This window comes from Gluconobacter sp. P1D12_c (assembly GCF_018812105.1).
Taxonomy (GTDB): Bacteria; Pseudomonadota; Alphaproteobacteria; order Acetobacterales; family Acetobacteraceae; genus Gluconobacter; species Gluconobacter oxydans_A.
Map to the genome: position 1 here is coordinate 53682 of NZ_JACSIQ010000011.1, position 13189 is coordinate 66870.

Consider the following 13189-nt stretch of genomic DNA (forward strand, 5'->3'; position numbering starts at 1 on the left):
TTGTCAGGTACCCTGCCCCGATGCCCAGACCCGCCGTGCCGTTCCAGACCACTCTTCGCCCGTTGACCGCTCTCCGTTCCGGTCTGGCACTTGGTCTGATCGGCCTTCTCGCGGCCTGCGCCGGTACACCCGACATGAGCTCCACCTCACAGGTTCCCGTCTCTCAGGAAGCTGCGAAGTATCGCGCGCACGCAAAGTCCTACTACGCCCCGCCAGGGCCTCCCAGCGATCCGTGGGGGCCATACATTCAGGAAGCTTCTGCGCGTTTTGACGTTCCTGAAGCATGGATCCGGGCCGTCATGCAGCAGGAATCCGGCGGCCACCTGTACGACCATAACGGCAACTTCATTACCTCCACGCCCGGGGCCATGGGCCTGTTACAGCTCATGCCACCAACCTACGATGACATGCGCCAGCAATACGGCCTCGGCGATGATCCGTTTGACCCACATGACAACATTCTCGCCGGCACAGCGTATCTTCGGCAAATGTACGAAATTTACGGTTCCCCAGGGTTCCTTGCCGCATATAACGATGGCCCCGGCAGTCTCGATAGCTACCTGCGCCGCGGACGCCCCCTTCCTCGCGAGACACGCCGCTATGTGGCAGCGATCGGTCCTCGCATTGCTGGCGTGACGCCTCATAACCGGTCGGCCGCAGATCTTCTGGTCTCCCAGCATGATCCAAACGCCCAGATTCAGGTTGCAGAGAATACTGTACCCAACACGCCTGTAAGCCAGTCGGTCCGAGCCGCCTGGTCCCACAAGGATGCATCAGCAGCCAGTTCATCTGATGATAGTTCGTCTTCGGACGAGACTGCGTCCGAAACACCAGCCGCCGCAGAAGCGCCTGTGGTCGTAGCTTCTGCCGCACCGGTAGAACCAAACAGCGTCAGCGCAGCGTGGGCAGCGCGGGGTATCACATCACCAGCTCCCACTGTGCAGAAAGTGGCCTATCACCCACCAGTCGCAAACAGCATGGATACCGAACTGGCCGACAGTCAGGTCACGGCGCAGGAAATTCCGATGGGGCACCACCTGCAGCCCCAGCCGATCATGGCCGTCATGCCTGCTTCACGACAGCAGTACCGACTGTCTTCCCCTGCACCGACAATGCATCACGCCACCATCGCCGCACCACAGGAAACGAGTGGCCCCAAAACATGGGCCATTCAGGTCGGCGCATTTGCCAATTCCGGACAGGCCACTTCAGCTGCGTCTCAGGCCCACAGTCAGGGCGGAGCAGTTGTCGCGTCTGCGAGAACACAGGTTGCCAGCGTCAAAACAGGCAAAGGACACCTCTATCGCGCCCGCCTGACCGGCCTGACACATGAAAATGCTCTTGCGGCCTGTCACCGTCTGCCGCACGGTTCACCCTGCGTCGTGGTTCCGCCCGGCGCATTCTAAACCGTTACCTTCAGGGAACAGAGCACATCCTATGCGTCGCTTTCTGCCAATTTCTGCTTTCTGTGCCCTTGCCATGATTGGCACCCTCCCTTCTCCAGCCCAGGCTGCTCTGGAATCAGGGGCCCATGCTCCAGACTTCACGGCCAAGGCGAGCATGGCAGGACATGAGTTCAGCTATCATCTGGCCGAGGCCTTAAAAACGGGTCCGGTCGTCCTTTATTTTTACCCTGCCGCTTTCACCAAAGGCTGCACCATCGAGGCGCACGAATTCGCTGAGGCTATTCCCGAATTCAAGGCTATGGGCGCAACGGTTATCGGGATTTCCATGGACCCGATCGACAAATTGACCCGCTTCTCCGTCAGTGAATGCCGGAGCGCATTTCCCGTTGCCGCAGATCCTGACGGGACCATCACCAATTCCTACAAGGCCAAGATGCCTCTTCTGCATATGGCCAGCCGCACCTCTTACGTGATTGCGCCGGATGGGCATGTTGCCCTCTCTTATGCGTCCATGTCCCCGGATGGCCATGTCGAGCGCACACTGGCTGCCGTCAAGGCGCTTCAGGCTGCCCACTAAGCTCACCAAACATCGGAATGTCTTCTATGCCGCGCCCTTCCCGCTCCACACCGTTCCAGAGCGGAGGGGAGCCTGCTGACCTTTTTGGGCAGCATCATGTTGGTGACTCACGCCCGCTTCGACTTTCGGAAGACGTCATCAGTACAGCCCTCTACGACGGCCCGGGCGACTGTTACCGTTACACCTTGAAGCGCGTATGGGACGAGACGAAGCCCATGGTCATGTGGCTGATGATGAACCCCTCAGTCGCCACAGAACTCGGGGACGACCGAACGGTCGCCAAATGCCAGCGCTATGCGCGTGCATGGGGTTACGGTGGAATTTTCGTCGGCAATAGTTTTGCCTATCGCTGCACGGATCAGAAACGCCTTCTGGAAGTCGATGATCCTATTGGGCCTGACAACGACAGGCATCTTCTTGAAATGGCGAAGGCCGCAGATCTTGTCGTGCTGGCTTACGGTGCCCCGCAGGCCAAGGCACTTAGGCCTCGGGGCACTGCTGTAGCCCAAATGCTGGCGCACCATGGCGTGAAGGTGACCGCATTAAGATTGAGCAAGACGGGACGGCCAGAGCACCCACTTTATCTTCCGGGTGTTCTGACCCCTCAGTCATTGGATACAGAGACCCTGACCTAATTCTTCAGGTAGGTTATTCCCCGGCTGAGCGCGGGCTCTGCTCACGGATCTGCCAGACCAGAACCAGATGATTGTCATGGTTCGGATAAACCACCTGTGGCTGGATCTGAGCGCCGAGCTTGTTTTCCCGATAGACTTTCTCGATCGCAACTTCGTCCGCTGCCAAAGCCTGATCCGAGATCGCTGCGCCATCCTGAAGGGTGGTTGCTGCTGCCAGAGCAGGCGTTGGTACTTTTCGGTTACCCTCGAAAGCAACCTTGTCCACGATCAGTCCAGCAGTGCCAGCCTCGGCAGTCCTTTGATCGTGCTCCCTCATCAGCAGCTTCACATCCACCTTGTCGGCGGAGATATGCAACTGCTCACCAAGGTCCGCCCCAACGCCGCGTGACTGATACAGCGTCGCGACCTGTTTCTGTGCGTCTGCCAGCTTCGCACGCGTGACGTTCTGACCGTCGTGATAGCCGAATGCTGCGAGAATATCCGCAGATGGAACACGCTTGTTCCCCTCCACAGACACCGAGCCCAGTTGAAGAGGGGAATCGAGAGCGGGAACAGTTGGTGGAGCGACTGGGCCTGCGGCGGGCTCGGCCAGAACCGAGCCTGTCATTAAAATTGCCCCCACGGCAAGACCCGCTCCTGCACGTGTCAGCATGGAACGAGAGAACCTCATGCTGCCTCCTGTAAAAAAAACAAAAAATCAAGAGATTGTCTTACGCCATAATACTCCGGGAGTTGCCCTTTATCTGGACCATGATGGTCTCCATCCACACAATGTCACACTTCTCATGGTCAAAGACCAAACCACTTTAGTTCCCTTGCACACATTGACAGCGGGTCGGGCGGTCTGCGACACACCACCTCTCACTCCATAAATTGGAATTCATTTTCTTCGCCCCACCCTGTGGGAAAGTCTTCGAAGAAGACCGTCTTCCTGTTCGCCATCATCAGACAGAAGAGAGATTCGCTGCCTTATGGTCGTGCTGACTGATCACGCTCGCCTTTTTCGTTCCGGACATCTGCGGACCGTTTTTCTGGGACTCCTGTCCGCCTCGACACTGGCATTTGCGCCAGGCCAAGCCTGGGGTCAGTCGGCCTCTCCTTCAGGATCAACCCCGACAGCAGGCCCGTCGGCAGAACCCTCGGCAGGCAACAGCAAATCCGAACTGACACCGCACCCTATGGATACAGGGCGACGCGTTCCAATCCTGCAAAACAACATGCGCGGCGTACGCAGCGCTGGCACTCCTGACGAAGTTGAAGATCCGGGCGCGTTTTTCGCAGCCCCCATGGGATCGCAGCATTTCTTCGGAGACTGGGGCGGCATCCAGCCATGGCTTGTCAATCACGGCATTCATCTCCTCGCCGCAGTTAACGAAGAATTCGCCGGCAACGTGACGGGCGGTAAAGACCGCGCCTATTCGGATACAGGGCAGGTCGGCGTCGAAGTGGATATCGATTGGGACAAGATGGCCGGTATCAAAAACTTCTGGACGCATACGCTGATCGTCAACGGGCACGGCCAGAACGTGTCCCGGATGTTCGGCGATTCCATAGCTCCAGTGCAGGAAATCTATGGTGCACGTGGCAACGTCGTAGCGCATCTCGTGTCGATGTATGGGGAAGCGTCTTTTTACCATAACCGTATCGACATCAGTGCCGGCTGGATTCCAGTCGGCTCATTCTTTGCTGCCTCGCCGCTTTTCTGCGACTTCATGAACGTCGCCGTCTGCGGAAATCCAGCACCGAACAAATATACCGAAGGCAACCGCGACTGGCCGTCCGGTAACCTTGCAGCCATTGCCCGGGTCATGCCAACGGCCAACACATACATTATGGGTGGCCTCTTCGCCGTAAGCCCGCATGCTTACAACGGCGGCATTTCCGGTTGGTCCTGGGCGCAATCGGGGCTGGGGAAGTTCTCTACGCCTGTCGAAATCGGCTGGATTCCCCGTTTTGGGAAAAACCGTCTCGTTGGTCATTACGAGCTTGGATATTCCTACGACAATTCACGCTATCTGAACCTGTACGAGGACATTCACGGGAACTCGTGGCAGCAGACCGGCCTGCCTCGCCGCTATGAAGCCGGGCGCAACAGTGCGTGGCTGATCATGGATCAGATGCTGATGCGCAACGGTCCGGGTGATACCAACGGTCTGATCCTTATGGCAGGCGCCATGTACAGTGACGGCAAGACCGTCGCCATGCGAGACCACACATGGGTCGGCATGATTGATACAGGCAAAGCGTGGGGTCGTCCGCTCGATACAGTAGGCGCGATGTGGCAGCACTTCGATATGAGCACCACAGCAGCCTTGCAGCAGGAATCCTCCAAGCAGCTCAACCTGCCCTATCAGGACAACCAGTGGGGCACAGTCTACGGCCCGCAGAGCCATGAGAACGTGTACGAGCTGTTTTATAGCGCGCATGTAGCGCGTGCGATGGCGATCCAGCCCGACTTCCAGTACATTCAACGCCCAAGCGCGACGACGACATTTCGTGACGCCGCGGTGCTGGGTGTTCAGTTCACCGTCGTGCTCTGAATTCATCGACGAGCAAAAAACGACAAAGCGAAGCCCGAAAATGGCTTCGCTTTTTTTATGCCCGGATCAGACATACAGACGTAGTCATATTAAGTTACATTGATTTATTTGAGATTAATTCTCATTACCGTATGTAGCGCACATCTTCTCCTCCAATCGAGGCTTCTTTCCGTGCGCGCATATCTGCTTTCCCGCCCCAGACCTGCTCGCCATCGCAGGCACTTGGCCTGCCTGCTTCTGGCCGGAACAACCCTTCCCGCTTTCGCCTACGCAGCAAGCCCCTTGCCGAACCAGACCCAGGTCGCGTCCACCAAGGCTGCGGCAGTTCCCAGCGCAGCCAAATCGTCCACACCGAACGATGAAGAAATCATCGTAAAGGCCAAGCGCCGAAACCAGATGGAAGTCACGAGTGGCGGACAGCTGGGTGCACTGGGAAACAAGAAGGGCCTGGACGTACCCTTCAACATTCGCAGTTATTCTTCCAGCATGATCCTGAACCAGCAGTCCCAGACACTGGGACAGGTTCTGGAAAATGATCCATCCGTTCGCACAACGTATGGATACGGCAACTTCTCGGAAATGTTTGTCATCCGCGGTTTCGCCGTCAACGGTGATGACGTGGCCATAAATGGTCTTTACGGCATCACGCCCCGGCAGCTTGTCTCACCCCAGCTCTACGACAGTGTTCAGGTTCTTAACGGCGCCAGCGCGTTCCTGAACGGCGCTGCACCAAGTGGGTCTGCTATTGGCGGCAACATCAACCTGATGTTCAAACATGCAACGGATGCCCCAATCACCCGCCTGACGGGAGACTACACGAGCAGCGCCATGGGAGGCGGCAGCATTGACGTGGGCCGCCGTTTTGGAACGGAGAAGCAGTTCGGTGTTCGCCTGAACGTAGCCGGTCAGTCTGGCGAAGATTCCATCAATAATGAATACCGGCACTCCACCGCTCTGGGGGCTGATTTTGACTGGCACAGCCGCGATAACAGCACACGCATTTCGATGGACATGAACTATCAAAATCAGGGCGTTGATGGTGGCCGCCCCGGGCTGCTGCTGAGTTCATCGGTCACCAGCGTCCCGCGCCCGGTCGCCCCATCTCACAATTTCGGTCAGAAATGGGCGTATAATGACCTGAACTACATTTTTGGAATGCTGAACATTGAGCATGATCTCTCCAAAAATGTGACCCTATATGGGGCCTTTGGTGCACTGAACGCGAATGAGAAGGGCAACTATTCCAGCCCGACCCTAACGGATGCAGCCACCGGCGCTGCAACTGCGGGCAGCATGTATGTGCCTTACAATCAGACGAATGAGAGCACCCGCGCCGGCGTTCGGGCGCACTTCCGAACGGGCTTCATCAAGCACGAGGTCAATGCTGGTGGCTCTGCGCTCTGGGAAGATTCGGCTGCGGCCTACGCGATGGCCCTGACCTCTCCGACCACAAACATTTACAAGACACCGCAGTTTGCCTCCCCGGCTCAAACTTTCGTTGGGGGTGTTTTAAACGACCCGCAGACGACAAACTGGACACGCCTGTACAGCCTGTTTTTCTCTGACACGATGTCTTTCCTGAATGGTCGCGTCGCCCTCACCGGGGGCTTCCGCTACCAGAACATGATGATCAACGGGTACAACTACAGCACAACCGGCCGAGGCTCGTTAAGCACTCCGTATAACCAGGATGCCATTACGCCTGTTGTCGGGCTTGTCATTCACCCGACGCGTCAGACGTCCATTTACTTCAACCGGATTGAGGGCATGTCTCAGGGTGATACCGCCCCTGCGAGTGCCCAGAACGTCGGACAGATTTTCCCACCCTATAAGTCTGCCCAGTATGAAATCGGCGCCAAGTACGACATTGGTCGCTTTAGCGCTGCTCTGGCGTTTTATCAGATTTCACGCCCTAATTCTTATAATGTGCCCATCGAAGGCACGGGGTATTCCGTTTATAAACAGGACGGCCTGCAACGGAACCGTGGCATCGAACTCACCGTGAATGGAGAAATCCTGCCGGGACTGAGATTCAATGGCGGCGGCACGCTGATTGATGCGGACCTGCGGCACACTGCTGGCGGCCTGCAGAATGGTAATTCAGCGATCGGCATTCCGAACTATACGATCAACGGCAATCTGGAATACGATCTCCCGTTCCTGAAGGGAGCCACGGTCGTCGGGCGTGTCGTCAATACAGGCAAGCAGTGGGTTAACACAGCCAATACCCTGCATCTGCCCGTCTGGACGCGCTTTGATCTGGCAGCACGCTATACGTTCACGACGTACCACAAGCCTGTCACTCTACGCTTTGGCGTCGATAACATCGCCAACACGCGCTACTGGTCTTCATCCTTCAACGGCTATCTGCTTGAAGGCCTTCCCCGGACATTCAAGTTCTCCTTCACGACTGACCTCTGATTTCACATCAGATTACAGGCACAAAAAAACGCGCCACCTTGATCGGGTGGCGCGTTTTTCATGTCTGGCTTTTGCCAAAGAAATCAGAAGGTAATGCCCGTCTCAAAATCAAGCAGCAGAGCATTCTTGTAGCGGTTGGTGCCCCCGGGATGCATAAGATACTGCGCACCCGGACGGATCACGAGCCACGGGGTCGGGCGCCAGCCATAGTTCAATTCAATGGCATGCTCTTCAGAGGGCTTGAACAGGTTTGTTGCCCCGGCAGCCTGCATCTGTCGCGCCCAGATCGTTAACTTCGGGTTCACCCACAGCATCTTCATGCCAAGGCTGATCGTATCATTGGGTCGGCTCGGGAAAGTCCCCTTACGCGTGATGCCCCACGTAATGAAGTAAGGTGCAATCGCGGTGCGCGGATCGCCCCAGGTGAACGAACCAAAGAACGATGTTCCACGGTTCGGATCAGCCTTGTCACGTTCCAGCATACGGTCGAACTGGAACCAGCCACCAAAACGGCCACGAACCTGCTGGGTCGGCGCTGAAATCAGATACTCTGTCGGAACACCGAATGTGCCAAGCTGGCCATAGACGTTCTTGACCTGCGAAGAGTCCCAGTAGCCACCAATCTTGATGTTGGTCTGAAGCGGGCCGCTGTAATCGTCCTTACCGCCCTGATGCCATCCAAGCTGAAACGGAACGTACGTCCCCGTTGCACCATGAAGGTTCATTTTCCAGCCATTATGGGTGTTGGCGATGGTCGGATCGACCGAATACGCCCCGAACTGGATCAGGTAATGATTGTTTCCGGCAGGGTAGAACTTCACCCAGGCACCCGGATGCGCCGTGGGGTAATATCCGTAGCCCGAGTTCATTGCGACAGACTGCGGCATACCGCAGATGGCGTTGGACTCAAACTGGCAGTACTGGCTCATGCCCCAGTACATGGACGACTGCTCGAAATCATTCTCAGTGTTGATTTCACCGACTTCGGTAGAAACATACCGGTTCCACGGCATCTCCCACGAAAGACGGGTCAGGCGCACGGTTTCACCAGAGCCAAAGATCTGCTGCGGGCTATCCAGCGCCGGAAGCTTGGCACCAATACCCAGACCCTGACGCGCGGTGCTGAGGAAATGGAACAGGCCAAGGTTCCAGCCGGTCAGGCGCTTCAGATCGAGATCGATGTTAAGACCGAATTCATCCGCATAACGAACGGTCTTGGCCTTTCCACCCATCGGATTTCCTGCACTGTCCTGCAGGAAGTGGCCACCGATATTGATCCCTTTTTCCGTAAGCCAGGTGCGATATCCGCCCCAGTCACCGGTCATGGTGCTCTGCGTCAGCCAGTCATGGAAACTGGCCGGGAAGAAGCGGTTTTCTGTGGTATCTGAAGGCTGCACGTCCGCGAGGTGCGACGGGGTCGGAGCGGGTTTGACTAGCAGAGGGGTCGGCTGGATGGACCGGGTGCGAAGAACCGGGTGCCCTGCACTGTTATGGGCGCGAGGCTGACCAGGTTTTCCCTGATCAGATGCAGAAGCCGTCTCGGCGTATGCAATCTGGGGTGTGGAGAGCGTCGTGCTCAAAAGACAAGCCGCCCCCAGAGCCTTCGTCAAACCGCTTTTAAACCTCTGCATCTTTTCCCGCGTCTCCTTCTCACGTCGCCTGTAACCGGAAATCATGAATGACTTTCCCATACAGGCCGATGCCGGTCCGGAATAGAGAGAGGAAGACGGTTGTTTTCGTAATGCGACACTTCCGCCGCATCACTTCAGATCATGTCTAATCTTTTTCCTAGGTTTTCTCCCGAATTACAAAACCTTCACATGGTTCAATTCGGTGAAAGTTTCCTGTTCACAGTTATGTGTTCTCGGTCCCAACGGCGTGTCAAAGGCTCCAGGCAGACCAGAATCACAACAACAACAACCGCCACTTCACACAACGTCCGGAACAAACTGGCATACAGGGCATTTCCAGCGGAAGCTGCCATATCGGCTGGCATGGCCGCTCGGTTGGCGATGACACTGCCCACATACATCGCAATGCCCCACAGCAGATAAAGTGCGCCCATCATGAAGCCGCTCAGACGCGCGGGCGTATAGCGGGCTACAATCGCCAGACCCAAACCATTTGTCAGCAACTCGGCGAAAGACAGAAGTCCATAACCCGCGACCATAATCCAGGGGGAAACCAAACCTGTCGTTCCGACGGCAGAGAGCCACCAAACCGCGAACGCCATAGCCACCATCACGTAGCCAATCAGCATTTTCCGAGCCAGCGACAGGTCCCGCCCCTGTGCGCCCAGCCGATTGTACAAAATCGCCAGTAATGGGCTGATCGCCATGATCCAGATCGGATTGAGCGCCTGAAACTGGCCGGCCGACATATGGAAAAGCGTTACGCCGCCGATGCTGAAGTCGCCCGAGACATCTCGCAGTGCGAACAACGTCAAGGACGTGATCATCTGCTGATAAAAGACGAGATAAATCGTTCCCTGCAGGCACAGCATGTATGTGAGCCGCAAACCCGGTCGCTCTTCTCCCGGTGCACGGACGTACAGGACGACCCAGGACAGGAACAGCAACACAGCGGCAGCAAAAATACAGATCCGGGCAAGGCCGTCGCTGCTCATGATCCAGGCGTTAAAAACGGTCAGCGCAAGAAGTCCGAGCCCCACAAGAGCAAAACGGCTGGCAGGTACGCGCTCTTTTTCCAAAGGGCTGGCGGTCTGGGCAAGCCATCCTGAACGCCACACATAATAGAGCAACCCAATCACCAACCCGACCGAACAGGTCGCGAAAGCAACAGGTGCGCCGTAGTTGATCTGTAGCCACGGTGTCAGCAGCATCGATACCGTGGAGCCAACGTTGACGGACATGTAATAGAGGGTGAACGCCGCATCAAGGGCGGCATTGTCCCCCTCATAAATCCGGCGAACCAGATTACCCGCATTCGGCTTGAAGAGGCCATTTCCTGTAGAAATCAGCGCCATGGCCAGCAGAAGCAATGTCGGGGATGTCAGAGAAGCGGCAAGGCAGGCATAGCCGATGGCAAGAGAGATGGCTCCCATAACCATAGTGCGCCGCGTGCCGAGAAAACGATCTCCCAGCACGCCACCCAGAACAGGCGTGATATAGGTCAGGGCGGAGAAAGCCCCCAGCATCAGATTGGCCGTGGTATCAGCCATTCGAAGCTGCTGGACCATAAACAGCGTCAGAACTGCCTGCATGCCGTAATAACCGAACCGTTCCCACAGCTCGATTGCCAGCACAACGGTAAAGGCGCGACGACGTGTCGTCGCCAGCGGTTGCCCGGAGGCAGGTGTAGAATAAGAGGTCATGAAAAACCCGTCAGAAACAAAGACGGGCTTTATCTTAGGGCAAATGCCACTCCCCGGCGAGGATGAGGGCATGGGATCCGATCACGCTCAGCACAACAACGAAGATGATGGCGAAAATGCCACCAATAATCTGACGCCATGGCCAGTCTGGAATACGTGCTTTTGCGCGACGGATCATTCCCATGATCAGGCCTCCTGCTCAGCGAAGAAGGCTTCCAGTTCAGGAGAAACCGTCCCGATATGCACCTGTAACGTCACGAAAAGGTCGCCTGCAGGGTTCTTTTTGTCAGCGCCGATGCCACGTCCCGCAAGACGGAGCACCTTTCCACTGTCAGAGTGCTTGGGAACCTTCACCACGACGTCTCCTTTCGGCGTCGGGACAGTAACCTTCCCACCCAGGACTGCGGTCTTGAGGTCAACATTCTGGGTCATGCGCAGATTACGACCATCGCGGACATAACGTTTGTCTGGCGTGACAGAGATCGTCAGCAGCGCATCACCTGGAACGCCCGGCTGACCATCCATGCCTGGACGACCTGGCGCGCCCTTACCCCGTACACGCAGGGTCTGCCCTTCTTCGACACCCGGCGGAATACGAACTTCCGTATGACCGCCTTCGCCCAAAGCCAGATCCAGAGACGTCCCAAGAACGGACTGTTCAAAGGTGATGGTCACCGAAAAACGGCGGTCAGAGCCCTTCGTGGCCCGACGTCCTGCCGCACCACCGGGCTGGAAGTCCCCACTGAACCCGCCGCCACCAAACATGTCGGAGAAGAACGCGCCCAGATCTTCCTGATTGAAATTTCCCTGGAAGCCATGTGCCCCGGCTCCCGGACCGCCGCCACCGAAACCACCGCCGCCAAACGGTCCACGCTCCTGCCCTTCGGCATCAATCTCGCCGCGGTCAAAGCGCGCACGCTTTTCCTTGTCTCCGACGATGTTATACGCCTGACCAACAGCCTTGAACCGCTCTTCCGCGTCCTTGCTGTCAGGGTTGTGGTCCGGATGGTACTGTTTGGCCAGCTTCCTGTATGCGCTGCGGATTTCCTTGTCCGTGGCCGTCTTGGAAACCCCAAGAACTGAATAAGGGTCTTTCATCTCAACTCCGCATCATCTGCTGCGCCGTCATCCAGAAGATCAATCAGTACGGCAAGTACGACATCACGCGAAAATCCCGCGCTCACACCTTCTTCAATCAGACTGTCCAGCTTTGGTCTGAGGTAATCCTCAGCCGGGTGACCATCCTGTGCCATTGGTTTATTCCTCCATTACTTTCAGATGTGTGACGTTGATCGCTTCGGGTCAATGACCGAGGACAAACTCCGCGACATGCGGCACCAGATCTGGATCAAGAGGGCCGAAAGAAGGAAGGCCAGCTCCGGTCATGGTTTTGGAATCAACACCCGGCATGTCCGTCAGAAAGTGACTTGCAGAGGGCAGATAGACAGCCGTCGCGCGAGGGTCAGCAGCCTGGAGCAAAGGCAGATCTTCTGTCGGGCTGATCTGATGATCCTTTCCACCCTGCACCAGCAGAACGGGCCCATGATATGCCTTCAGAAGCGCAGCGGGATCATAACGCATGACATCAATCAGGTATCCCTGCACGTCCGCGTTGAACAAAGCCTGTAACCCGGGATGTAACGTTAGCGAGTCAACACGGTGGCCTGCTTCAAGAGCATCAATAGTGCTATCAATTTGTGGAAGAACCGTCTGCGCGCGCGGATTGGCGTGAAGTTGCGCCCGGATGAGTTCACCCATTGGTCGCCCCTGCCCTGACAACAGGATTAAACCACAGACACCTGGGCTATGCTGAGCTGCAGCAAGTACGACTAATGCGCCTTCACTATGTCCACCAAGCCAGACGCAACGCGTCCCCGTTTCTTTGCGAATGACAGAGATCCAGTTCTGAACGTCCGTCACGTAGTCCTGAATGGTAACGTGGTTCCCGTTCGCGACAGCTCGTGCACTTCCAAACATACCACGCTTATCAACGCGGACAGTTGAAATACCCCGATCAGCCAGGCCCTCAGCCAAGAGCTTCAGAGTTCCGGGCTTAAGGCCAGACGCTGAATCCCCGTTTCTGTCTGTGGGGCCAGAACCAGGGACGAGCAGAAGAACGGGTGCTGTTTTCCCCGCGTCAAGATAAGTGCCAGATAACGGCCCAAGTGGGCCAGGCGCTTCAAGATCACGCTCGGTTGCTGCGCGAGAAAGACCAGTTCCCAACACAACTACAGCCAGCAGAGCAAATGATCGCAGAAAGACAGGCATCATGGCAG

The 13189-nt window shown here is 56.6% G+C and carries 12 protein-coding genes; 5 read left to right on the top strand and 7 right to left on the bottom strand.

Features of this window, described 5'->3' with window-relative positions; genetic code table 11:
* Nucleotides 1-20: 20 nt before the first annotated feature.
* Genes KP705_RS12500 through KP705_RS12510 form a run of 3 tightly spaced genes read left to right on the top strand, consistent with a single transcriptional unit; the run spans nucleotide 21 to nucleotide 2618 of the window.
* Nucleotides 21-1406: a lytic transglycosylase domain-containing protein gene (locus KP705_RS12500; RefSeq protein ID WP_215764537.1), complete on the top strand. Its 1386-nt coding sequence runs from the start codon at nucleotides 21-23 to the stop codon at nucleotides 1404-1406.
* A 31-nt stretch (nucleotides 1407-1437) separates the two neighbouring features.
* Nucleotides 1438-1983: a peroxiredoxin gene (locus tag KP705_RS12505; protein ID WP_215764538.1), complete on the top strand. Its 546-nt coding sequence runs from the start codon at nucleotides 1438-1440 to the stop codon at nucleotides 1981-1983.
* Nucleotides 1984-2009: 26 nt separating this feature from the next.
* Nucleotides 2010-2618, top strand: coding sequence for a DUF1643 domain-containing protein (locus KP705_RS12510; protein WP_215764539.1), 609 nt, complete (start codon nucleotides 2010-2012; stop codon nucleotides 2616-2618).
* Between the two features lie 13 nt (nucleotides 2619-2631).
* Here the strand turns inward: KP705_RS12510 and KP705_RS12515 are convergent, their stop codons facing one another.
* The gene (locus tag KP705_RS12515; protein WP_046900796.1) at nucleotides 2632-3288 is read right to left on the bottom strand and encodes a POTRA domain-containing protein; all 657 of its coding nucleotides are present in this window, start codon (nucleotides 3286-3288) and stop codon (nucleotides 2632-2634) included.
* A 301-nt stretch (nucleotides 3289-3589) separates the two neighbouring features.
* Here KP705_RS12515 and KP705_RS12520 point away from each other — a divergent pair, with 301 nt between their 5' ends.
* Together KP705_RS12520 and KP705_RS12525 are read left to right on the top strand one after the other, a co-directional pair.
* A complete protein-coding gene (locus KP705_RS12520; RefSeq protein WP_046900795.1) occupies nucleotides 3590-5158 on the top strand; it encodes a carbohydrate porin in 1569 nt (522 codons plus the stop codon).
* 171 nt (nucleotides 5159-5329) lie between these two features.
* A complete protein-coding gene (locus tag KP705_RS12525) occupies nucleotides 5330-7579 on the top strand; it encodes a TonB-dependent siderophore receptor (protein WP_046900794.1) in 2250 nt (749 codons plus the stop codon).
* Between the two features lie 83 nt (nucleotides 7580-7662).
* Here the strand turns inward: KP705_RS12525 and KP705_RS12530 are convergent, their stop codons facing one another.
* The 6 genes from KP705_RS12530 to KP705_RS12555 form a co-directional block, all read right to left on the bottom strand.
* Nucleotides 7663-9210 (bottom strand): carbohydrate porin, encoded by a 1548-nt coding sequence (locus KP705_RS12530; protein WP_046901006.1) that lies wholly within the window; start codon nucleotides 9208-9210, stop codon nucleotides 7663-7665.
* A 194-nt stretch (nucleotides 9211-9404) separates the two neighbouring features.
* Nucleotides 9405-10913: a peptide MFS transporter gene (locus tag KP705_RS12535; RefSeq protein ID WP_046900793.1), complete on the bottom strand. Its 1509-nt coding sequence runs from the start codon at nucleotides 10911-10913 to the stop codon at nucleotides 9405-9407.
* A 34-nt stretch (nucleotides 10914-10947) separates the two neighbouring features.
* On the bottom strand, nucleotides 10948-11097 hold the full coding sequence (locus KP705_RS12540; protein ID WP_167386128.1) for a hypothetical protein: 150 nt from the start codon (nucleotides 11095-11097) through the stop codon (nucleotides 10948-10950).
* Nucleotides 11098-11099: 2 nt separating this feature from the next.
* Entirely contained in the window at nucleotides 11100-12011 is a 912-nt protein-coding gene (locus KP705_RS12545) for a DnaJ C-terminal domain-containing protein (protein WP_215764540.1), read from the bottom strand.
* A complete protein-coding gene (locus tag KP705_RS12550; RefSeq protein WP_167386127.1) occupies nucleotides 12008-12166 on the bottom strand; it encodes a hypothetical protein in 159 nt (52 codons plus the stop codon). Before KP705_RS12550 ends, KP705_RS12545 begins: the two co-directional genes overlap by 4 nt.
* A 49-nt stretch (nucleotides 12167-12215) precedes the next feature.
* Nucleotides 12216-13184: an alpha/beta hydrolase gene (locus tag KP705_RS12555; protein ID WP_252348364.1), complete on the bottom strand. Its 969-nt coding sequence runs from the start codon at nucleotides 13182-13184 to the stop codon at nucleotides 12216-12218.
* Nucleotides 13185-13189: the final 5 nt, after the last annotated feature.

Bases quoted from the DNA above. Each gene is read 5' to 3' on its own strand.
- KP705_RS12500 (WP_215764537.1), top strand. From the start codon at position 21: ATGCCCAGACCCGCCGTGCCGTTCCAGACCACTCTTCGCCCGTTGACC.
- KP705_RS12505 (WP_215764538.1), top strand. From the start codon at position 1,438: ATGCGTCGCTTTCTGCCAATTTCTGCTTTCTGTGCCCTTGCCATGATT.
- KP705_RS12510 (WP_215764539.1), top strand. From the start codon at position 2,010: ATGCCGCGCCCTTCCCGCTCCACACCGTTCCAGAGCGGAGGGGAGCCT.
- KP705_RS12515 (WP_046900796.1), bottom strand. From the start codon at position 3,288: ATGAGGTTCTCTCGTTCCATGCTGACACGTGCAGGAGCGGGTCTTGCC.
- KP705_RS12520 (WP_046900795.1), top strand. From the start codon at position 3,590: ATGGTCGTGCTGACTGATCACGCTCGCCTTTTTCGTTCCGGACATCTG.
- KP705_RS12530 (WP_046901006.1), bottom strand. From the start codon at position 9,210: ATGCAGAGGTTTAAAAGCGGTTTGACGAAGGCTCTGGGGGCGGCTTGT.
- KP705_RS12535 (WP_046900793.1), bottom strand. From the start codon at position 10,913: ATGACCTCTTATTCTACACCTGCCTCCGGGCAACCGCTGGCGACGACA.
- KP705_RS12540 (WP_167386128.1), bottom strand. From the start codon at position 11,097: ATGGGAATGATCCGTCGCGCAAAAGCACGTATTCCAGACTGGCCATGG.
- KP705_RS12545 (WP_215764540.1), bottom strand. From the start codon at position 12,011: ATGAAAGACCCTTATTCAGTTCTTGGGGTTTCCAAGACGGCCACGGAC.
- KP705_RS12550 (WP_167386127.1), bottom strand. From the start codon at position 12,166: ATGGCACAGGATGGTCACCCGGCTGAGGATTACCTCAGACCAAAGCTG.
- KP705_RS12555 (WP_252348364.1), bottom strand. From the start codon at position 13,184: ATGATGCCTGTCTTTCTGCGATCATTTGCTCTGCTGGCTGTAGTTGTG.